The organism is Acinetobacter sp. FDAARGOS_724 (assembly GCF_013364475.1).
GTDB classification, from domain to species: domain Bacteria; phylum Pseudomonadota; class Gammaproteobacteria; order Pseudomonadales; family Moraxellaceae; genus Acinetobacter; species Acinetobacter variabilis.
The window spans coordinates 1,640,371-1,663,307 of the sequence record NZ_CP054908.1 but is presented as its reverse complement, the minus strand read 5'-3'; the positions used below and the strand labels follow the sequence as shown (position 1 = coordinate 1,663,307).

General features: G+C 40.9%; 19 protein-coding genes. 8 read left to right on the top strand and 11 right to left on the bottom strand.

Going from position 1 to position 22,937, the window contains the following annotated elements; all coding sequences use genetic code 11:
- Positions 1-331: 331 nt before the first annotated feature.
- From FOC32_RS17255 to FOC32_RS09100, 3 genes are all read left to right on the top strand, one after another.
- The gene (locus FOC32_RS17255) at positions 332-556 is read left to right on the top strand and encodes an HNH endonuclease (RefSeq protein WP_175967086.1); all 225 of its coding nucleotides are present in this window, start codon (positions 332-334) and stop codon (positions 554-556) included.
- A 197-nt stretch (positions 557-753) separates the two neighbouring features.
- Positions 754-975 carry a hypothetical protein gene (locus FOC32_RS09105; RefSeq protein WP_217706272.1) on the top strand — a complete coding sequence of 74 codons (222 nt, stop codon included), beginning with the start codon at positions 754-756 and terminating at the stop codon, positions 973-975.
- A gap of 118 nt (positions 976-1,093) precedes the next feature.
- The gene (locus FOC32_RS09100) at positions 1,094-1,489 is read left to right on the top strand and encodes a RepB family plasmid replication initiator protein (protein ID WP_005234341.1); all 396 of its coding nucleotides are present in this window, start codon (positions 1,094-1,096) and stop codon (positions 1,487-1,489) included.
- Positions 1,490-1,855: 366 nt separating this feature from the next.
- On the opposite strand, the gene FOC32_RS09095 is transcribed toward FOC32_RS09100, so the two are convergent.
- Together FOC32_RS09095 and FOC32_RS09090 are read right to left on the bottom strand one after the other, a co-directional pair.
- Positions 1,856-2,656: an acetoacetate decarboxylase family protein gene (locus FOC32_RS09095; RefSeq protein WP_224213984.1), complete on the bottom strand. Its 801-nt coding sequence runs from the start codon at positions 2,654-2,656 to the stop codon at positions 1,856-1,858.
- A gap of 168 nt (positions 2,657-2,824) precedes the next feature.
- On the bottom strand, positions 2,825-3,577 hold the full coding sequence (locus tag FOC32_RS09090; protein WP_175967082.1) for an IS5 family transposase: 753 nt from the start codon (positions 3,575-3,577) through the stop codon (positions 2,825-2,827).
- 56 nt (positions 3,578-3,633) lie between these two features.
- On the opposite strand from FOC32_RS09090, the gene FOC32_RS09085 reads away from it, so the two are divergent.
- Positions 3,634-4,119: a hypothetical protein gene (locus tag FOC32_RS09085; RefSeq protein ID WP_175967080.1), complete on the top strand. Its 486-nt coding sequence runs from the start codon at positions 3,634-3,636 to the stop codon at positions 4,117-4,119.
- 50 nt (positions 4,120-4,169) lie between these two features.
- A complete protein-coding gene (locus FOC32_RS09080; RefSeq protein ID WP_228761301.1) occupies positions 4,170-5,801 on the top strand; it encodes a flotillin family protein in 1,632 nt (543 codons plus the stop codon).
- Positions 5,802-5,902: 101 nt separating this feature from the next.
- Here the strand turns inward: FOC32_RS09080 and sucD are convergent, their stop codons facing one another.
- The 9 genes from sucD to sdhC all read right to left on the bottom strand — a co-directional run bounded on the left by sucD (position 5,903) and on the right by sdhC (position 17,933).
- Positions 5,903-6,793, bottom strand: coding sequence for a succinate--CoA ligase subunit alpha (gene sucD, locus FOC32_RS09075; RefSeq protein WP_005234623.1), 891 nt, complete (start codon positions 6,791-6,793; stop codon positions 5,903-5,905).
- An 11-nt stretch (positions 6,794-6,804) separates the two neighbouring features.
- Complete coding sequence (sucC, locus tag FOC32_RS09070; RefSeq protein WP_175967079.1) at positions 6,805-7,971, bottom strand: ADP-forming succinate--CoA ligase subunit beta; 1,167 nt, start codon at positions 7,969-7,971, stop codon at positions 6,805-6,807.
- 184 nt (positions 7,972-8,155) lie between these two features.
- The gene (lpdA, locus tag FOC32_RS09065; RefSeq protein ID WP_004782973.1) at positions 8,156-9,589 is read right to left on the bottom strand and encodes a dihydrolipoyl dehydrogenase; all 1,434 of its coding nucleotides are present in this window, start codon (positions 9,587-9,589) and stop codon (positions 8,156-8,158) included.
- Positions 9,590-9,649: 60 nt separating this feature from the next.
- Complete coding sequence (gene odhB / locus FOC32_RS09060; RefSeq protein ID WP_005234619.1) at positions 9,650-10,870, bottom strand: 2-oxoglutarate dehydrogenase complex dihydrolipoyllysine-residue succinyltransferase; 1,221 nt, start codon at positions 10,868-10,870, stop codon at positions 9,650-9,652.
- An 18-nt stretch (positions 10,871-10,888) separates the two neighbouring features.
- Positions 10,889-13,711, bottom strand: a complete 2,823-nt coding sequence (locus FOC32_RS09055) for a 2-oxoglutarate dehydrogenase E1 component (RefSeq protein ID WP_175968185.1) — start codon at positions 13,709-13,711, stop codon at positions 10,889-10,891.
- A gap of 822 nt (positions 13,712-14,533) precedes the next feature.
- On the bottom strand, positions 14,534-15,244 hold the full coding sequence (locus FOC32_RS09050; RefSeq protein WP_175967077.1) for a succinate dehydrogenase iron-sulfur subunit: 711 nt from the start codon (positions 15,242-15,244) through the stop codon (positions 14,534-14,536).
- 14 nt (positions 15,245-15,258) lie between these two features.
- Positions 15,259-17,157, bottom strand: a complete 1,899-nt coding sequence (locus FOC32_RS09045) for an FAD-binding protein (protein WP_175967075.1) — start codon at positions 17,155-17,157, stop codon at positions 15,259-15,261.
- A 12-nt stretch (positions 17,158-17,169) separates the two neighbouring features.
- Positions 17,170-17,535 (bottom strand): succinate dehydrogenase, hydrophobic membrane anchor protein, encoded by a 366-nt coding sequence (gene sdhD / locus FOC32_RS09040; protein WP_004782980.1) that lies wholly within the window; start codon positions 17,533-17,535, stop codon positions 17,170-17,172.
- Positions 17,535-17,933, bottom strand: a complete 399-nt coding sequence (gene sdhC / locus FOC32_RS09035; protein ID WP_034705238.1) for a succinate dehydrogenase, cytochrome b556 subunit — start codon at positions 17,931-17,933, stop codon at positions 17,535-17,537. The genes sdhD and sdhC overlap by 1 nt, the downstream gene beginning before the upstream one ends.
- A gap of 1,004 nt (positions 17,934-18,937) precedes the next feature.
- Between sdhC and gltA the strand changes: the two genes are divergently transcribed.
- The 3 genes from gltA (at position 18,938) to FOC32_RS09020 (ending at position 22,885) form a co-directional block, all read left to right on the top strand.
- The gene (gene gltA, locus FOC32_RS09030) at positions 18,938-20,212 is read left to right on the top strand and encodes a citrate synthase (protein WP_004782984.1); all 1,275 of its coding nucleotides are present in this window, start codon (positions 18,938-18,940) and stop codon (positions 20,210-20,212) included.
- Between the two features lie 170 nt (positions 20,213-20,382).
- Entirely contained in the window at positions 20,383-20,886 is a 504-nt protein-coding gene (locus FOC32_RS09025; protein ID WP_175967073.1) for a hypothetical protein, read from the top strand.
- Positions 20,887-21,259: 373 nt separating this feature from the next.
- Positions 21,260-22,885 (top strand): NAD+ synthase, encoded by a 1,626-nt coding sequence (locus tag FOC32_RS09020; RefSeq protein ID WP_175967071.1) that lies wholly within the window; start codon positions 21,260-21,262, stop codon positions 22,883-22,885.
- Positions 22,886-22,937 lie beyond the last annotated feature (52 nt).

The window sequence follows — 22,937 nt, the reverse complement described above, 5'->3', positions numbered from 1 at the left end:
AAAGAAAAGCTATTAAAAGTAAAAACTCTGTCAAAAAACCTCTACCTAAAACTGATACGTTTAGAGAACTTAATCAAGAAAAGATAGAAAGATTTATGTCTATTATCATGAGTTTAGAGTATCAGAAACAAAGTCAGGCTAAGCAAATCAATCTACTTAAATCGACTATTGCAAGTTTAAACTCTGAGATCCTTGAGTATAAAAAAATGCTTGGTCACTATTAATTTTCCTACCCCCTCAAGCTTTTAAAGCAGATCAATCTTTGCTTTTATCTATTTTAAAAGAAAACATTTTTTTGGAACCTCAAATTAAATAATTTTTGGTATACATCATGAATAATTGCACATTATGTAATGAAACTATATATAAAACTAATCAGACAGAAGAACATATTATTCCACAAGCGATAGGAGGTCGACTTAAAATTAAAAATTTTATATGTCTTCGATGTAATAACAAATATGGACATATTTGGGATTGTATTTTAGCTGATCAACTAGCTTTCTTTTCTATCTACTTAAATATAAAAAGGGAAAAAAAATTCCATATTATTTAGTTAAAACCTTAGAAGGTAATGAGTATCTAAAAAAACCTAACGGGGATTTTCTTTTAACTCGTCCTATCGAACATGTTCATAAAAATTCTGATGGTAGTTTTAATATTAAAATTGAAGCCAAAGACTTAAAAACGGCTAAAAATATTTTAAAAAAAATATGTAAATACAATAATATAAGTAATGATTCTCAAACTCATATGCTTGAAAACCTAAAGCTTAATAGCTTACCAATGAATCAAGTTATTCAAGGTGAAATAAATTTTGGTGGTAAAGAAGCTGGTAGGTCTTTAGTAAAGACGGCATTAGCTATGGCTTTTTATATGGGGATTGATGTAAAGCAGTGTGATTTGGCTACTGGATATTTATTAGAGAATAAAGAACCTTGCTATGGATATTTTTATTCAACTAGAGCCTGTTGAACATTCATAATTTGAGCCAGATATAAGCACAAGCAAGAGCGACCGTATTTTCATAACTCTGCTTGAGCTTAACAAGTTCAGAGACCAGTTAGGTATAGAAGATCATGAATACAAGCGTATGGGTAACTTTAAACTAAGAGTATTAGACCTTGCTGTTAAAGAAATTAATGAAAAATCAGATATTAAAGTCAGTTATACGCAGGTGAAAAAAGGTAGGACAATTACAGGCTTTAAGTTTGTAGTTCATGAGAAACTGAAAACTAAAACAGAAAAAACAAGTAAGTTGCGTGATGTTGATACTGCTGATATGTTCACAGTTGAGGGTTTAAATGATAAACAGCTAGGACGTATCGTTCGCAATCCTGCTTTTATGGCAGAATACAATCATTTAGTAAGTCCGACTAGCCCAGCTGGAAAGTCGCAGCAAGGATGGGAGTTTGAGATGGTTAATCGCCTTAAAAAAGACGCTTCTCAATTTAAGAAACGTCCAATCAGGGATTATTTAGAGTATTAAGGCTAGCAGTTTATTATAAGTGGTTCTCTTATATTGGTCTGTTTTAGGTAGCCTATTAATAGGCCTAAGAGGCTTTTTAAGTGGTTCCTTTGGGGTATACCGTCTGTTAAAAAGTAATTGACTTCTCACTACCGGCTCAAAGAGTGGTATGCAACTTAATTCTATTAGATAAGGGTCTGATACTTGGGATGATTACCGTTCTAATTGAAGTCATTTGTCATAACGCCCGTTATGCGAACAATAGATATTATGAGTCTGATTGTTTAAGTAAGCATGTTAGCATTAAAGTAGAAGGAGTTAATTGATTATTGAATTGCTCCTTAAAAAAATTTACTGTAAGCAGATTTTTGAAGTTCAAATCATCAATCAAAAAATTACGCCTTCATTTAAACGCAATTGCAAGCTATCAGTAAAGGTGACTGAAAAAGGCGTCGCACCATTTAACTCAAGACTATTGAGCCTTTGTGCCATTGGGTGACTGTTCGTTGTATCAACACTTAGCTTAAGATCACCTTTAGTGGCAATTTTAGCGCCATTTAATGTACGTGTATCTGCGGTTGCCCGTATTAACGCATCATTTAACATTGAATATAAAACTAAGTCTGCCCAAGGTGCGGTAACTGATGCGCCGATCGTACCTGATAATGACAAGATTGATGTTTGAGGATTCTCTGGATGTTTGACAGAACTACTAAAATCCTTATTGTCTAAATTAAAATCAATATCGGTGACGAATTTCGGGTAGCCCCATAATTCTTTACCTGCACGACACGCAACTTCGGTGGTTACCGGTAAATCACAAACCCACATGCCGGTATTGCGTCGATCTGGTGGTAATGTCATTTCCACCAATGGATGAGTCGGTGTGTCTTGGTCTGCAGGATAGACAAGCATACTTGATGCAACTTCGTGATAAGGCTCGCCATCAGTTAATTCACGATAATCATAGAAAGCTAGACTAAATAACGCTTTATTGCCTATAAGCTTAGCAACCTTTAACTTTGGATTGTCCAATACACTGACTGCTTTGTCATAATCGACCATAAAAAAAGCAATCAGGCTTGACGCATCAAAGTACTTAATAGGCAGCTGAGCCTCACCTTGTGACATCTGTCTTGTGTGGGTGGCTTGTTGAAAAAATGGGTCAGCATGCCATTTATTATTCACGTTTTTATTCATTATCATAGGTTAAGTACCTTTGTTATGATCAGATTATTTTTAATCAGTTTTATTTGAACATGACAATAGAAAAGTATAAAGCGTTATTGTGTAAGGCAGTGCGTTCTACTCAATTAATTTAAAGTTTGGAAGTTATAACTAGAGCCTGTTGAACATTCATAATTTGAGCCAGATATAAGCACAAGCAAGAGCGACCGTATTTTCATAACTCTGCTTGAGCTTATCAAATCTGGTGGCAACCGCCCTATACTGTTTTAGCTTAGCGAAAGCATTTTCTACTAGATGCCTGGCTTTATACAAGTCCCAGTCCATATGGTCGTTAGAAGACTGAGTGTTTCGTTTTCGAGGGATGTTATTATGCGTCCCTGCTTGTTCAATATGGGCTCGTAGTGCATCAGAATCATAGCCTTTATCGGCACATAAAACCTCTGTATCGCTCAAATTAACCTTATCTATTAAATCAGGTGCGACTTTGACATCGTGGGTTGTGCCATCTGATAAAAGAAAGATAATCGGATTGCCATGAGCATCAACTGCTAAGTGAATCTTGGTCGCGCGGCCTGCCACACTTTTGCTAATGGATTGTAGGTTCTCGTTGCCTCCATTGCTGTGCTGATGCGCTTTAATATGAGTGCCATCGATAAAGACCCACTCAAGGTCTGCGTCTTTGATCAGTAACGTAAATAATGCAATCAGCTTATTACTGCGAAACCAGCGCTGGTAAGCTTTATAGATGGTATTAGGCTTGCCAAAATACTCGGGTAAGTCGCTCCAAGGACAGCCAACACGCATGCGATAAAGCACGCCTTCAACCGTTTGTCTAAGATTTCCTTTGTTATAGATATTAAGTTCTAGTAATATAGGTTTCAGTCTTGTCCAGTGTTCATCTTTGAGCATGGTGCGAGGCATAGCGAACGATATCTTTTTTGTGTGAGAACTTAAAGATTAACCGTTCGCTATTTTTTTTGCCATTAATTTATACCCAATGTTCAACACGCCCTAATAAAGATTTTATTAAGAACAGAAATAACGATATCCCTTTTTATTGTATTCACATAAAAGCAAGTTCTCAACTAAAACGTATCTTTGGATATATTGAATATTTTGGAGCATTTAGAGTTGTACTTTCTCTTGCTAGTAACTATGAAGGAGACTCAAAGGAACAAACTTATATCATTGACCCAATTAACAATCAATGCATTGATTTAGAAGTAGAAGTTGATACTAATGATGATGAAATTCAACAAATATATAATTATGAAATTTATGATTTAAAGGTATATGAAGAAGTGATAGGAAGCCTTTTAAGTAAAGTAGTAAAAAAATCTCAAGAAAATAATGTAATAAACAGAATGAATGAAGTAATCAAAAGATGGGATGAAAAGAAAACGTATGATCAAAATATGGCAGAAGCATTGACATATTTGAAACCTTTTTTTAATAACTCTTAGCCTAATTTTTCTAAAAAATGTTAAAAAATTTGTTAAATTGCACATTTTCAATATTATTCAATAAAAACAAATCATTAACATTAATACTAACAAAACGATATGACATTAAAGTCGTTTTAGGCGGCGGAGCTTTGGTGCTACCGGTACTACATGAAATCATTCCAGTGAATATGAATACCCTACGTCTGGAAGTCCGTCGTGCCGATGATCAGGCGCTGATTACCCGTGATCGCATGCGTGTCGATGTGATGGCTGAATTCTATGTGCGCGTAAAGCCAACTGCCGATTCGATTGCTACGGCAGCACAAACTCTTGGCCAAAAGACAATGTCACCAAATGAACTGAAAAATCTTGTGGAAGGTAAATTTGTCGACTCTTTACGTGCGGTTGCTGCTGAAATGGCGATGGAAGAGTTACATGAAAAGCGAGTCGACTTCGTACAAAAAGTACAGCAAGTGGTATCTGAAGATCTGCACAAAAATGGTCTGGAACTGGAAACTGTTTCTTTAACAGGCTTAGATCAAACTGGCTTTAAATACTTTAATCCGCAAAATGCTTTCGATGCTGAAGGTTTGACCAAACTCACTGAAACGATTGAAGATCGTCGCCGTAAGCGTAATCATATTGAACAGGATACAGATCTGGCCATTAAAGCCAAAAATCTGGAAGCCGAGCAAGCGCGTCTACAAATTATCCGTGAAGAAGAATATGCCAAACTGCAACAGGAACGTGAAATTTCGATTCGCCGCGCTGAACAGTTAGCTGAAATTGCAGCTCAGGAAGCTGCAAAAAAACGTGAAGCGGAAGAAGCCCGTATTGCTGCTGAACGTGAAGTAGAACTGAAACGCATTCTGGCAGCTCGTGATGTCGAAAATGAAAACATTCAGAAAGCTCAGCTTATTCAAAAAGCCCAAGTTGAACAGAAGAAAACGATTGAACTAGCTGAACAGGATCGTGCGATTGCAATTGCAGAAAAATCCCGTGCTGAATCTGAAGCCAAAGCTTTAGCTGATCAGGCACGTGCTCAAGCGGTTAAAGCGGAAGAAGAAGTCATCACTGTCCGTCAGATCCAGCAAGCTGAACGTCAAAAAGCGGTTGAACTGGTGGCAGCGAAAGAACAGGCTGAGAAAGATGCAATTGCCATTACCGTTGCAGCAGAGGCTGGCAAACAGGCAGCAGCCGACGATGCAGAAGCGGTTCGTATAGCCGCTGAAGCCGAAGCTGAAAAAGTTCGCCTAAAAGCTAAAGGTGAAGCGGATGCCAAAGTATTACTTGCTCAAGCAATGGAGAAACAGTATCAGGTCGATGCTGAAGGTACCCGTGCAGTGAATGAAGCAAATAATGTACTGTCATCTGAACAGGTGGAAATGCAAATCCGCCTAGCAATGCTGAAATACCTGCCTGAAATCATTCGTGAAAGTGTTAAGCCTATGGAAAACATTGATGACATCAAGATTTTGCAAGTCAATGGTTTACATGGCACACATGCGGGTTCTTGTCAGGCAGATGCCCATCATGAAGGCAGCAATGTTGCCCTCTCCGATCAGGTGGTGAATAGTGCTTTACGTTATCGTAGCCAGGCACCTTTAATTGATAGTCTGATGAATGAATTAGGCATTCAGGGCGGTGACATCAATGGGCTGACCCAAAGCCTGAAAGCTAAAGCTGGTGTAGATAGCTAAATACTCAATTTTCGAATTATCATTTAGTTAGACTTTAATTTTCTTTTACAGCAATTATAAAAAAGCCCTCAAGAGTGAGGGCTTTTTATCAGCTTAATAAATTAAGCTAAACCTTTTTCTTTCAAGACCTGAAGCATGGTTGAACCCAGCTCAGCAGGACTACGTGTATACGCCATTCCCGCGCGTTCAAAGGCTGCAAACTTCTCTTCAGCAGTTCCTTTACCGCCAGAAATGATGGCACCTGCGTGACCCATACGCTTACCTTTCGGCGCTGTGACACCGGCGATATAACCTACCACTGGCTTGGTCACATGTGACTGAATATACTCAGCTGCTTCTTCCTCAGCAGTACCGCCAATTTCACCAATCATGATAATGGCTTCAGTTTGTGGATCTTCCTGGAACAGTTTCAAGCAATCAATCTGGTTCATGCCTGGAATCGGATCACCACCGATCCCGATACATGTAGACTGTCCAAGACCTAATTTAGTGGTTTGTGCAACCGCTTCATAAGTCAAAGTACCTGAACGTGAGATAATGCCGATCTTACCTGGCTGGTGAATATGACCCGGCATAATCCCGATCTTACACTCGCCTGGCGTAATGATACCCGGACAGTTTGGACCAATCAGACGCGTGCCATTACCATTGGTTTCCAAATAACGTTTGGCTTTCAGCATATCCAGTGTTGGTACACCTTCAGTAATCACAACGATCAGCTCAATACCTGAGTCAACAGCTTCTACAATAGAATCAAGTACAAAAGGTGCAGGCACATAAATCACAGAAGCATCAGCTTGAGTTTCTTGCACCGCTTCACGCATAGTATTAAATACTGGCAGATCCAGATGTGATTGACCACCTTTACCCGGTGTTACTCCACCAACAACTTTAGTGCCGTAGGCAATAGCCTGTTCAGAGTGGAATGTACCGTTCTTGCCTGTAAAGCCTTGGACTAAAACTTTGGTGTCTTTATTAATTAATACGCTCATTGTGATACTCCTTAAGCTTTTACTGCAGCAACAATTTTTTCTGCAGCATCGGCCAAGCCATTTGCAGAAATCAATTTCAAACCAGATTCATCCAGTAACTTGGCACCAAGCTCTGCATTATTCCCTTCAAGACGAACAACTACAGGCACAGTGACATTTACTTCCTGAACCGCTGCAATAATTGCCTCAGCAATCATGTCACAACGTACAATTCCACCAAAAATATTAATCAAAACACCTTGTACAGAAGAATCTGCCAAGATAATTTTAAACGCTTCAATTACTCGCTCTTTGGTCGCACCACCGCCCACATCGAGGAAGTTAGCTGGTTGACCACCATAAAGCTTGATAATGTCCATGGTTGCCATCGCAAGACCGGCACCATTGACCATACAACCAATATTGCCCTCTAAAGCAACATAGTTCAGGTCAAATTCAGACGCTTTTAGCTCACGCTCATTTTCTTGTGATTTATCACGTAAAGCTGCGACTTCAGGCAGGCGGTACAGTGCATTCGAATCAATGCCGACTTTGGCATCGACACACAGAATATCTCCATTTTCACGAACAGAGAGCGGATTAATTTCAAACAGTGCAAAATCATTTTCGACAAAAGCTTGGTAAGCAGCTGTCATGACTTTGACAAATTGATTGATCTGGTTATCTTTTAACTTAAGTGCAAACGCCACTTCACGCGCCTGAAATGGCAATAATCCCACTAAAGGATCAACTTCCACTTTAATGATTTTTTCAGGCGTTTCTTCTGCCACTTTTTCAATTTCGACACCGCCTTCAGTCGATGCCATAAAGGTAATGCGGCGAGTTGAACGGTCTACCACAGCACCCAGATAAAGTTCACGCTCTACCGGATAAACATCTTCAGAGACCAGAATACTGTTGACTGGCTGACCATTGGCATCGGTTTGATAGGTCACTAAACGTGAACCAATAATCTGATTGGCATATTCAGCTGCTTCTTCAGCCGACTTTACCACTTTTACCCCACCCGCTTTGCCACGACCACCTGCGTGAACCTGCGCTTTTAATACTGCAAACTTCCCACCAAGCTGCTCAAAAGCATGTACTGTTTCTTCAGCATTAGTAGCAAGAATACCTTCTTGTACAGGCATCCCATATTTTTTTAATAACGCTTTTGCTTGATATTCATGTAAATTCATTGATTAACCTTTTACTACTTATTTGACTTTGTTATTACACGTATTCCCAATATTTCTTGGTTCACATCAATCAATATTGGTATTTTTGGATCTTAAATTTTACTTATCTTTATTTTTAGATGATTATTCATTCAAAAACAACCACCAAATGTAAAAAGAGCGGCCGAAGCCGCTCTTTGAAGAATTACTTACGCTTGCGTTGGATCGCGTGAATCGCACGACCATCAACTGCAAGAGCAGCTTCATGTACGACTTCAGAGAACGTTGGGTGACCAAACGTCATCAACTGTAGATCTTCAACTGAAGATACAAATTCAAGTGCAATCATACCTTGGTGAACGATATCAGACGCAGCAGGTCCAATCACGTGCATACCAAGTAGACGGTCAGTTTTTGCATCAGCAACAAACTTCACGAAACCAGCACCTTCACCAGCAGCCAAAGCACGACCATTTACAGCAAAACCGAATTGACCAGTTTTCACTTCATGACCTTTTTCTTTGGCTTGCTCTTCTGTTAAACCTACCCAAGCCGCTTCCGGATGAGTGTAGATGACAGAAATGATGGTGTCGTAGTTCACTTGAGCAGCATGACCGTGGATACGTTCAACAGCCATTACGCCTTCTTCCATTGCTTTATGTGCAAGCATTGGACCACGTACCAAGTCACCGATTGCGTATACGCCTTCAACAGAAGTTGCACACCAGTCGTTTACTTCAACCAGACCACGCTCAGTCAGTTTGATACCTGAATCTTCAGCCAATAGGCCTTCAGCATAAGCACGACGACCCACACAAACGATCAGCTTATCGAAAGTTTGTTCTTTGTCTTCGCCGCCTTGGCTGTATTTAACAGTCACTTCACGACCATTAACTTCAGTACCAGAAACTTTTGCACCGATACGGATATCAAGGCCTTGTTTAGTCAACAGTTTTTGGTAGTCTTTTGCTAATGCTTTGTCAGCCATTGGCAAGAATGCGTCCATTGCTTCAAATACAACAACTTCCGCACCTAGACGACGCCATACTGAACCAAGTTCAAGACCGATTACACCAGCACCGATCACACCAAGACGTTTAGGCACTTCTGGGAATTCAAGCGCACCAGTTGAGTCCACGATCAGGTCTTGATCTACAGGAGCAACAGGAATATTTACTGGTACAGAACCAGATGCAAGAATGACATATTTAGGCTCTAAAACCTGAGTTTCGCCTTCATGCGGTACGAACTCAACTTTTTTACCAGCAAGTAATTTACCAGTACCCTGTAACCATTCGATGCCATTACCTTTAAGTAACTGTGCAACGCCACCAGTCAATTGCTCAACGACTTTGTCTTTACGCGCCAGCATTTTAGACAAATCGAAAGCAACTTCACCCGTTGTAATACCGTGGTCATCTAAATGCTTAACAGTATCTTCATAACGGTGAGAAGAATCTAGAAGTGCTTTAGAAGGAATACAACCGACGTTTAAGCAAGTACCGCCTAAAGAAGGTTTACCTTTATGAATACGTTTTTCGATACATGCAACTTTAAAACCAAGCTGTGCAGCACGAATTGCAGCTTCGTAGCCACCTGGGCCACCACCAATTACAACTAAATCGAATTGTTGAGACATTATTCTCTCCAAAAATGGGCCTAGAGGATCACCCTAAACCCATGGATTTATTCTTTAGAATTAAAGATCAAGGATCAGACGAGCTGGTTCTTCTAACAATTCTTTGATTGTTACAAGGAAACCTACAGCTTCTTTACCATCAATGAGACGGTGGTCATAAGAAAGCGCTAGGTACATCATTGGCAAGATTTCAACCTGACCATTCACTGCCATAGGACGTTCCTGGATTTTATGCATACCCAAGATCGCAGTTTGTGGAGTGTTCAAGATTGGAGTTGAAAGTAATGAACCGAAAGTACCACCGTTGGTAATAGTGAAAGTACCACCAGTCATGTCTTCGATTGCAAGTTTACCTTCACGCGCTTTACCAGCGTATGCACGGATGCCGTTTTCAACTTCAGCATAGTTCATGCGGTCTGTATCACGAAGAACAGGAACCACTAGACCACGGTCAGAAGAAACCGCTACACCAATGTCATAGTAACCATGGTAAACAATGTCGTCGCCATCGATCGATGCATTCACTGCTGGATAGCGTTTCAGTGCTTCAGTCGCAGCTTTAACGAAGAATGACATGAAGCCTAGACGCGCACCATGACGTTTTTCAAACGCTTCTTTGTACTGGTTACGCATTTCCATGATTGGTTTCATGTTAACTTCGTTGAACGTAGTCAACATTGCAGTTTCTTGAGTTGCAGCAAGCAGACGTTCAGCAACACGTTTACGCAGACGAGTCATTGGAACGCGTTTTTCGATACGTTCACCAACCGCAACGCTTAACGGTGCAGCAGCAGGCGCTGCAGGTTTAGACTGATGGTTCGCAACATCTTCTTTAGTGATGCGACCGCCACGACCTGTACCAGATACGTCAGCAGCATTGATACCAGATTCGGTTAATGCTTTACGTACTGCTGGAGCTTGGTCTTGAACCTGTTGACGCTCAACGATCGGTGCATTACCCGCTTCAGTTTTTGCAGCAGCTTGCTCTACTGATGCTTCAGTTTCAGATTGAACTGCTTGAGTTTGAGTTGCGCCAGATACAGCACCTTCTTCAAACTGTGCAATCACTTCAGCAGAAAGCACTGTATCGCCTTCATTTTTAACGATTGATGCAATTGTACCGTCTGCAGGAGCAACAACTTCTAAAACAACTTTATCAGTTTCAATATCACAGATCACTTCATCACGTGATACTGCTTCACCTGGTTGTTTGTGCCAAGTTGCGATCGTACCGTCCGCAACTGACTCTGGAAATACCGGTGCTTTAATTTCGGTTGCCATTATTTAGAATCTCCTGGATTATTCAGCATCGATCGCTAGAGCGTCGTTAACGAGCTGAGCTTGTTGTTTTGCATGCAAGTATGGTGAACCACACGCCGGTGCAGCTGAAGCTTCACGGCCTGCGTAACTAATACGGATTTGTTTGCCCGCTTTCATCACATCGTCATATAAACGAGGCGCGATGAACAACCAAGCACCTTGGTTTTTCGGTTCTTCTTGTGCCCAAATCAGTTCTTTCACGTTTGGATACTGAGCAAGAACTTCTGCAAGACGTGCTTCTGGGTACGGATACAATTGTTCAATACGTACAATTGCAGTGTTGTTCAATTCTTTTTCACGACGTTTTTCAACCAGATCGTAGTAAACCTTACCACCACACAATACCAGACGGGTTACGTCTGCTTTGTTAATGTTATCTACTTCGTCGATCACAGTCTGGAATGTACCGTTAGCCAGTTCTTCCAGATTAGACACCGCTAATTTATGACGAAGCAATGATTTAGGTGACATGATGATCATTGGTTTACGGATCGGGCGGATTGCCTGACGACGTAACGCGTGGAAGATCTGTGCAGGTGTAGTTGGAGTCATCACTTGCATGTTATCTTCAGCACATAGTTGCAAGAAACGTTCCAGACGTGCAGATGAGTGCTCAGGGCCTTGGCCTTCGAAACCGTGTGGCAGAAGCATAGTCAGACCACATACACGTTCCCATTTGGTTTCACCAGATGAGATGAACTGGTCAATCACCACCTGCGCACAGTTTGCAAAGTCACCGAACTGAGCTTCCCAGATGATCAGACTCTTAGGAAGAGTCGTCGCATAACCATATTCAAATGCCAGTACTGCCATTTCAGACAATAAAGAGTCATAGATCGCAACGCGCGGTTGGTTCTCTTTGATGTGGCAAAGTGGAATATAAGTTGAGCCATCTACCTGGTTATGCAGTTTTGCATGACGGTGTGAGAATGTACCACGACCCACGTCTTCACCAGTTAAACGGACCAGATAACCATCATCTAGCAGTGATGCATAGGCTAGAGTTTCAGCAGCACCCCAGTTCAGCGGCATTTCACCAGTTTGCATTTTCAGACGGTCGTCAATCACTTTAGATACCTGACGCTGCATCACGAAGCCTTCTGGAAGCTCACGCATTTTGCGACCAAGCTCTTTAAGACGTTCTAGATCACATGTAGTATCCCACTCGTCTGTGTATTCATGGCCCAGGTAAGGTGTCCAGTCTACGAACATTTTCTTGTTCGGCTCTAGAACCAGTGCATTGGCTACATGTTTACCGGCTTCAAGATCAGAACGGTATTGTTCAACCATTTGATCTGCAGTTGCGCGATCAAGTACACCTTCTTGAACCAGTTTGTCAGCATAAAGCGTACGAGTGGTCGCTTTTTTGTTGATCACCTGGTACATCATTGGCTGAGTTGCAGCTGGTTCGTCCGCTTCATTATGACCACGACGACGGTAACAGAACATATCGATCACGACGTCTTTACGGAAAGTATGACGGAAGTCATGTGCAAGCTGAGCAACAAATAATACAGCTTCCGGATCATCACCATTTACATGGAAGATCGGTGCCTGGATCATTTTCGCGATATCAGTACAGTATTCTGTAGAACGCGCATCACGTGGATCAGATGTGGTGAAACCAACCTGGTTGTTCACTACGATATGAACTGTACCACCTACTGTGTAACCACGAGTCTGTGACATCTGGAAGGTTTCTTGGTTTACGCCTTGACCTGCAAATGCAGCATCACCGTGAACAATCACTGGTAACACGTCATCGCCGCCAATGTCTTTACGACGGACTTGACGTGCACGTACAGAACCTTCAACTACAGGTCCAACGATTTCAAGGTGAGATGGGTTAAACGCCAATGCCAAGTGAACTTCACCACCTGGAGTCATCACGTTAGAAGAGAAACCTTGGTGATACTTAACATCACCAGAACCTTTCTTGTGTAGTGATTTGCCTTCGAACTCACCGAACAGGTCAGCCGGGTTTTTACCCATGATGTTAACCAGAAGGTTCAGACGACCACGATGTGGCATACCGATTACAACTTCTTTACAGCCTACAGAACCGGCACGCTGGATCAATTCATTCACCATAGGAATGAAAGACTCACCACCTTCAACACCAAAACGTTTTGCACCCACGAATTTATTACCGAGGTATTTTTCCAGACCTTCAGCCGCAGTTAAACGTTCAAGAACATGTTTTTTCTGATCAGCACTCAGGCCATATTGACCACGTGCGCTTTCAAGACGTTGCTGGATCCAGCGTTTTTCTTTGGTATCCACGATATGCATGTATTCAGCACCGATAGAGCTACAGTAAGTCGCTTCCATCGCTTGGACCATTTCGCCCAAAGTCGCTGCTTCCTTACCAATCGCAAGGTTACCGGTATTGAATATAGTGTCCAGATCAGACTGAGTTAAACCGTGCGTAGAAAGATCAAGATCTGGCACAACTTCGCGTTTAGCCAGACCTAATGGATCCAGTTTTGCTTTTTGGTGGCCACGGTTACGGTACGCAGCAATCAGCTGTAAAACGCCAATTTGACGACGTTCATGCTCTGAACTTACTGTCGATTGGATAACAGGCTGAATACGGCTTGAATTGCGACCTAAAAGTAGGAATTGCTCACGTACATTGCTGTGTGGTTGATCACCTTTTGGGAATTTATCGAAGTACGCTCTCCAGTCAGCACCCACTGAGTCTGGAGCAGTGAGGTACTGCTCATAAAGTTCTTCAATATACGCTGCACTATCAGCGGAAAGTTCAGTGTCAAGACGCAGAGCGTCAGCAACTTCTTGCATTTGTGGACCCATTTCCTATTGCAAAAACATTTTCAGGATGCTTTTTAAGCAAAACCCAGGATTAGTAATGTCAAATTGATAATTCAACATTAGTCCCCCATAAGGCATAAGCCATGAGGCGTTATCACCACACCAAGAAAATTCTTGATATGTTTAATGAACAATAACGCCCCTCAGCGGCATCATCACTCATTGAATACCCGATCGTGACCGAGCAATTTTTTGCAAATCGACTTAGAAAAAACAAAGATTTAAACTATATTTTTTCTAAAGCGACTTTGACTTACATTTATATACCAGTCTCTACTTTTTCCGTGTTTAAAAAATGTACACCGGCCCACACATTTTTTAAATATGGTCTTGTGCTAAATGCTATCACGATCTCGACTAATCAATTGATTTTTTTGACGAGAAACGCATGTTTTTTAGTCAAATACTTCCGTCAGAAATTACTCTAACATAGGGAGCTTTAAATGAAAAACACATTCAGCGTAGACTAAAGTCCTACATCTTTTTGATAAACAAAAAGAGAGTAAATCTTCCAATCCACTCCCTTTACAACTTTGCGTTATATAATAACATTATTGAAAACCTTTTTCAGTCCAGAATTACATCTAAAAATCATAAATACCTTAGACAACATCATAATAGTGCATAAATCCGACCAAAATGCTCTGCAATGATTCATCACCCGATTTGATCATATGAGATACAGCACCAATAACAGCTGTTTTCACTACTACTGTTCATTTATGGAGCCCTATAAAGCAAAAAGCACACCAAGTGGTGTGCTTTTTGAAAAACTGTTGATTGCAGTCTAAATTAGCCAGCCATATCTAGAAGCATGTTACGGATGTGACCGATTGCTTTAGTAGGGTTCAAGCCTTTAGGACATACAGATACACAGTTCATGATGCCTTTACAACGGAACAGCGAGAATGGGTCGTCAAGACGAGCCAAACGCTCTTGAGTTGCTGTATCACGTGAGTCAATGATGAAGCGGTAAGCATTCAACAATGCTGAAGGACCCAAGAACTTATCAGGATTCCACCAGAATGACGGACATGAAGTTGAACAGCATGCACAAAGAATACATTCGTACAGACCATCAAGATGTTCACGTTCTTCAGGAGACTGTAGACGCTCTTTAGGCGGTGCAGGCTGATTATTAATCAAGAACGGATGAATTTTGTTGTACTGATCGTAGAACTGATTCATGTCTACAACAAGGTCTTTAACTACTGGAAGACCTGGCAGTGGACGGATTGTGATTGTTTCTGGTAAATCATTCAGGTTCCACAGACATGCAAGACCGTTTTTACCATTGATGTTTACACCATCAGAACCACAAATACCTTCACGACATGAGCGACGGAACGTTAAAGATTCGTCTTGTACTTTTAATGCCAGAAGTGCATCAAGCAACATACGGTGCTTATCAGTCAGTTCAAGCTTAAAAGTTTGCATATACGGTGCTTTATCCTTATCAGGATCGTAGCGGTAGATATGAAATGTACGAGTACCTCTACTCATCTTTAATCTCCTGATTAGAATGTACGTGGTTTAGGTGGAATCGCATCAACCGACAATGGACGGTAACGCACTGGCTTATACTCAAGACGGTTGTCCGCAGAGAACCATAATGTGTGCTTCATCCACTCATCATCACGACGACCGTATGGGTATGCAGGATGGTCAGGAGACTCTTCAAAGTCTACCACCGTATGCGCACCACGGCATTCTTTACGCGCTGCAGCTGAAATTAGAGTCGCTTTAGCAACTTCATACAAGTTTTCAACTTCAAGTGCTTCAATACGTGCTGTGTTGAATACTTTAGATTTGTCTTTCAAGTGAATGTTGCGCACGCGCGGTTCAATTGCAAGAATCTGTTTCACACCTTCTTCAAGAAGTGCAGATGTACGGAATACACCAGCGTGGTCTTGAACGATGTCACGAATCGCATCAGCAACTTCTTGAGCATTTTCACCTGTAGTTGATTCGTCAAGTTTACGAATACGGGCAACAGTTTGCTCAAGTACAGTTGTAGGAAGCGGTTCATATTCATCACCGTGGTGTTTAGTCACATAATCGATTATGTGCTGACCGGCAGCCTTACCAAATACAACCAAGTCAAGCAGTGAGTTTGTACCTAGACGGTTTGCACCATGTACAGATACACAAGAACATTCACCAATCGCATAGAAACCTTTCACTGGTTTAGTGAAGTTACGGCCTTCTTGGTTAGTAGAGTATGTATCAGTATTTTTATCGTAGTGAGTAACCAGTGCTTCAGTTTCTGGAGACTCTGGAACAACAACCTGACCATGAATATTCGTAGGAATACCACCCATTTGATAATGGATTGTTGGCACTACTGGAATTGGCTCTTTGGTGATATCAACGTTCGCGAATTTCTTACCAATCTCAAATACAGATGGCAGACGTTTCATGATGGTGTCAGCACCCAGGTGCGTCATATCAAGAAGGATATAATCACCTTTAGGACCACAGCCACGACCTTCTTTGATCTCTTGATCCATAGAACGTGATACGAAGTCACGAGGAGCCAAGTCTTTCAGAGTCGGTGCATAACGTTCCATAAACGGTTCGCCGTCTTTGTTACGAAGGATTGCACCTTCACCACGACAACCTTCAGTCAACAGTACGCCTGCGCCCGCAACACCTGTAGGGTGGAATTGCCAGAATTCCATATCTTGCAAGGGAATGCCTGCACGAGCTGCCATACCAAGACCGTCACCAGTGTTGATATATGCGTTAGTAGATGCACGGTAAACACGCCCAGCGCCACCTGTAGCGAACAATGTAGCTTTCGCCTGGAATACGGCAATTTTACCAGTTTCCTGGTCAATTGCTGTTACACCTAGTACATCACCAGCTTCGTTACGGATCAGGTCAAGCGCGATCCATTCAACGAAGAACTGAGTACCCATTTTCACATTGCTTTGATAAAGCGTATGAAGAAGCGCGTGACCTGTACGGTCGGCTGCAGCACATGCACGTGGAACTGCTTTTTCACCGTAGTTTGCAGAGTGACCACCAAATGGACGTTGGTAAATCGTACCGTCTGCGTTACGGTCAAATGGCATACCTAAATGTTCTAATTCGTATACCACTTGCGGTGCTTCGCGAGTCATAAACTCGATCGCGTCTTGGTCACCTAACCAGTCAGAACCTTTAACTGTGTCGTAGAAGTGGTAATGCCAGTTATCTTCTTGCATGTTACCAAGAGATGCACCGATACCACCCTGCGCTGCTACAGTGTGAGAACGTGTTGGGAATACTTTAGTCAGTACCGCAACTTTCAAACCTGCTTGAGCAAGTTGGTAAGAAGCGCGCATACCAGAACCACCACCACCAACGATAACTGCATCGAAAGTTTCGTGTGGAATATTTGTGTAATCTTCTTTAGGGGTTATAGCGCCCATGATTGTTTCCTATCAATTCGCCCAAAAAATCTGGATTGCCCAGATCGCATATGCAAATACAGCAATAATCACTGCTGAAGTCAGTACAAGGCGTAAACCTGATGCTGATGGACCCATTTGACGAGTAGTCACATAGTCAGTGAATACCTGCCACATACCGATCCATGCATGCGCAACAAGAGATAAGACTGCCAACAAAGACATGATCTTCATTGGAACTGTCATCATAAAGCCGTACCATTGCTCGTAGTTGAAGCCACCATTCAGTAGGATCCAACCAAACACCACAACGGTATAAACAGCTAGAACTACAGCACTAATGCGTTGGACAAACCAATCACGAGAACCTGAACCTGTTAAACCAGTAGCACTTTTCATTAGAGTACGATCCATACAAATGCTGCAACAATACCGATTGCAGACAAGATTAATGAAATAGTAGCTGCAGTACGACCGCTTTGCAGTTCTTCTGCAACGCCGATATCTGCAAGTAAGTGCTTAATACCAGTGAATAAATGATAAATTAAGCCGGCTACAAATACCCATACGATAAAGCGAACAAAGAAACCGTTAAAGATTTCCTGCACTTCAGCAAAACCTTCTGCTGAAGACAATGATTTATCCAACAGCCACAAAAGGACCGGTACGAGTAAAAATACGATGACACCTGAAAGACGGTGTAGAATTGATGCAATAGCCACGGGTGATTTTAAGTTTACTTCTAAAACTTGACCCATGGACAAATTGACAGGTCTGTTGCTTTTCACAGCGGGCATCCTGTAGTTAAAAACTCCATCCGGAGTTTGTTGGAATTAATTCGAAGGAAAGCTGGCATTATCAGGCAAATACATGCCTAAACATAAAACGACACTGAATTATAAAACGTGAACTATTAAAATACAAACAACTGTATTTGACTTTTTAAACAAAAAACCTTTAAATAAGAATCATTAACAACAACTTTAAGTTCTCCCTTACTTGCTTTATCTTCATATTTTCATTCTAGATATTTGTTTTTTAATAATTAACTTGATTAATTTAGTCTGCTATTCAGCCGAGCTTAGACTATGTAGATTTAGACTAAAGATGAACGGTAAAAATGTAATTTTGTCCCTAAGTCCTTATTAATCCCAAGTAAAATCATAAGGATATATTTCACAAATAAATAATGGCTATTTATATAAAGGTATCTCAATTTAGAATTTTTGTACCAAAACCCATTTATCTCTTTGTAGATCATAGTTTTTTTGATGTTTTTAGACATTTTAGATTCAAAAAAACACTTATTTATTTTTGTTTAAGTTGTATTAAACAAAGTGAAGCAAATTTGCGAACTATTTTTTAGCCGATTGAAGACAGCTAAAAAGAAAATTTATTGCTTTTATTTATAATTCAAGTTTGAAGTAAAAACTTAAGGAAATCGATGTAAGTTACGAGATTTATATAATTTTAAGTTGCAGCCTTAAAATATTTTCTCAATTTCTCCTTTATTTTTTGCTAGGAAAAAACGCTTACAAATACGGCAAAGACTATATTTTTTTCTGCACCTTCTGTTCAATTTGACTTATTATAAAGGTTTGGTACTGTGATTTTATTAAACTTTTTATACCAAGATAAATGACTAAACCACTATGAGAATGTCATTTTTCATCCATAAGTATAATTGACAAAATTTCAGTAGCCACTAATCTTATAGCAAATTTTTGATCCGTCCGTTTTGTGCATTAAAAGATTGATAGGCAACTCGGATATACATTCACCAGGACAGGAGATCTATTGAATGTCTGAAGCAACTGGCAAGAAAGCCGTTTTACAGCTTGATGGCAAAGAAATTGAATTACCAATTTACAGCGGCACATTGGGCCCAGATGTAATCGACGTTAAAGATGTATTGGCTGCAGGTCACTTTACTTTTGATCCTGGTTTTATGGCAACAGCTGCATGCGAGTCTAAAATCACTTTCATCGATGGTAATAAAGGTGTTCTTTTACACCGTGGCTACCCAATTGACCAGTTAGCAACTAAAGCTGATTACCTAGAAACTTGCTACTTACTTCTTAATGGCGAGCTTCCAACAGCTGAGCAAAAAGAAGAATTCGACGCTAAAGTTCGTAACCACACTATGGTTCACGATCAAGTAAGCCGCTTCTATAACGGTTTCCGCCGTGATGCTCACCCTATGGCAATCATGGTTGGTGTTGTTGGTGCGTTGTCTGCGTTCTATCATAACAATTTGGACATCGAAGATGTTAACCATCGTGAAATCACTGCGATTCGTTTAATCGCTAAGATTCCTACTTTGGCGGCTTGGAGCTACAAATATACTGTTGGTCAACCATTCGTTTACCCACGTAACGATTTGACTTACGCTGAAAACTTCCTGTACATGATGTTTGCTACTCCAGCAGACCGTGACTACAAAGTAGATCCAATTCTTGCGAAAGCAATGGACCGTATCTTCACACTTCACGCTGACCACGAACAAAATGCTTCTACATCTACAGTACGTTTAGCTGGTTCTACTGGCGCTAACCCATATGCATGTATCGCTGCTGGTATTTCTGCACTTTGGGGTCCTGCTCACGGTGGTGCGAACGAAGCTGTTCTTAAGATGCTTGATGAAATCGGCACTGTAGAAAACGTTGCTGGCTTCATGGAAAAAGTGAAAACTAAAGAAGTTAAACTCATGGGCTTCGGTCACCGTGTGTACAAAAACTTCGATCCACGTGCGAAAGTAATGAAAGAAACTTGTGACGAAGTTCTTGGTGCTCTTGGCATCAACGATCCACAGCTTGCTCTTGCTATGGAACTTGAACGTATTGCACTTTCTGACGAATACTTCATCAAACGTAACCTTTACCCTAACGTAGACTTCTACTCAGGTATCATCCTTAAAGCAATTGGTATCCCAACAGAAATGTTTACTGTGATCTTCGCGCTTGCTCGTACAGTTGGTTGGATCAGCCACTGGTTAGAAATGCACAGCGGTCCTTACAAGATCGGTCGTCCTCGTCAGCTTTACACTGGCGAAGTTCAACGCGACATCAACCGTTAATTCGGTTAGCGTTGAAAGACGTAAAAAACCACCCTTCTGGGTGGTTTTTTTATGACTGACAAAAACCAACACAACCAAGATGTGAAAAACTTAAAATAGTAAACCTGAAGAATTTTCAATTTCTGCAAATTTCTAGAAATTACTCTTATATCGTTAAGGATTGAGTTTTAATGCTGCTTTACCTGCTTCCCTTCATCCTGAAAATGATTCGTTTTGATCAGTTTAAAAGCCGGAACTTAACTTCAGGTGAAATCAAGCTTTGCCAACAAGTCTTTGCTGACCTGATTGACTATTCAGCAGTCCGTGTCATGAATCACCCTTTCCTACCCTGGCAATCCAAGCATGTGATTATGGCACCAAGTGGTTATATTCACGTCCGCAACCTGAATTATAGGGACGATTATTCTAAAGAAAGCCGTTCTTATCAGGCGCTTTTCATTCATGAAATGGCGCATATTTATCAATATCAGCAGAATATTAATGTGTTGTTTCAGGGTGCTTTTTTGCAAGCCGCTTATTTTTTAAGTATGGGAAAATATAATCCTTACAAATATCAATTTAATCCCAACAAATCCTTTTTAGACTATAACATTGAACAACAGGGAGATATTGCACGCGATATTTTTCTAAAAAAAATCCCTAATATTATTTTAAAAAATCAGTTAAGCAGATGATATTGAATATTTTTCACTCAAGTATTCTGTTGATTTCTATTTTTGGAAAATAAACTCATTTAAATCCAATTGAGTATTTTTTTGCATTTACCAGAATAAAAAAGCACCATAATAAGTCATTTCTGATCATAACTTTGTATATCTGTTTCAATTCTCCTGAAACAGCTCTAGCATCTGCCTCAAATTTCGATAAAATAAGCCAAGTATGATATTTTTAGCTCGCAAATCAAGATTTAATGATCATTCGGTCATGACTTTTTTAATTTTGGCCATTTGGCATTTTGTTCGTATCAAACTGCACTCAGCTGGATAATTAGAATTTTAAAAATCAGTGATTTAGTGTATTCACCTATAGGAATAGGACTTAATTGGAATGAAAAGTTTTAAAATTGCGATTGCTCAATTCTCTCCACATGTGGGCAATTTAGATGCAAATACGCAGACAATGATAGATTTGGCAAATCAGGCCAAAAAAGATAATGCTGATCTTATTATTTTCCCTGAACTTTCAACTTTAGGTTATCCGGCTGAAGATTTATTAATTCGTCCAAGTCTGGCTAAACGTACAAAACTGGCGTTTGAGAAACTGACTGAAGTAAAAGATATCGTCATGGTCTTCGGGTTTGTCAATCAAACCGAAGATGGTGAACGCTATAACTCAGCAGCCGTCATGAAAGATGGTGAAGTTTTAGGGGTTTATAATAAGCAAACTCTGCCAAACTATGGTGTATTTGATGAGAAACGCTATTTTGGTGAAGGACATCAGCATCTGGTCTTCGAATATCTGGGACACAAGTTTGGTGTTCTGATCTGTGAAGATGTCTGGTCATTATCTACCGTTCAACAGCTGGCTCAATTAAATATTGATACTGCGCTGGTTCTAAATGCTTCTCCATACGAAGTTGGCAAACCGCAACACCGTATCGATACCATGGCTGCACTGGTCAAACAGTTGAATATCAATTTGGTGTACTGTAACCAGGTAGGTGGCCAAGATGACCTCATTTTTGACGGCACCAGCTTTGTACTCAATAAATCAGGCGAAGTGGCTCTACAAGCGCCTAGCTTTGAAAAAGGCTTGTATATCGCTGAATATGATGCAGAAAAATTAGAGTTTAGCAAAGGCACGATTACTCCAGCCCTAGAAACCATGGCTGAGATTTATCAAAGTCTGGTGATGGCAACTCGTGACTATGTACAGCGTTCAGGTTTCCCAGGCGTGATTCTGGGTCTGTCTGGTGGTATTGACTCTGCCCTGACTCTTGCCATCGCAGCAGATGCGATTGGCCCTGACAAAGTCCAAGCAGTGATGATGCCTTATACCTATACTGCTCAGATTAGTGTAGAAGATGCCACTGAACAGGCGAAAACGATGGGTGTAACTTTCGGTATTGCCGAGATTAACCCGATTGTAAATGGCTTTCTGCAAACTCTATATCCGTTCTTTGGTAATGCCCCTGTAGATGCTACTGAAGAAAACCTGCAAGCGCGCGCACGCGGTACGTTATTAATGGCGCTTTCTAACAAGTTCGGCAATCTGGTTCTGGCAACCGGTAATAAATCCGAACTTGCCGTTGGTTACTGCACACTATATGGCGATATGGTCGGCGGCTTCGCGGTATTAAAAGATGTTTATAAAACCATTGTGTTTGAACTGGCAAAATACCGTAACAGCATCGCAGAAACTCCAGTAATTCCTGAGCGTGTCATTACTCGTCCACCATCAGCAGAACTTCGTCCAGATCAGGTCGATCAGGATTCATTACCGGCTTATGAAGTGCTTGATGCGATTCTTTATGCTTATATTGAAGAAGATCTGAGCCAAGATGACATCATTGCCAAAGGCTTTGAAGCTGAAGTCGTGAAAAAAGTGATTCGTCTAGTTGATATTAACGAATACAAACGTCGTCAAGGGGCAATTGGTCCACGTATCAGCTCGCGTTCTTATGGTCGTGAACGTCGCTATCCGATCGTTAATGGTTGGAAAGCAGGTATCTAAGTTTTAACAAAACTAGATTAGCCATAATGCCCAAGTAAATGCTTGGGCATTT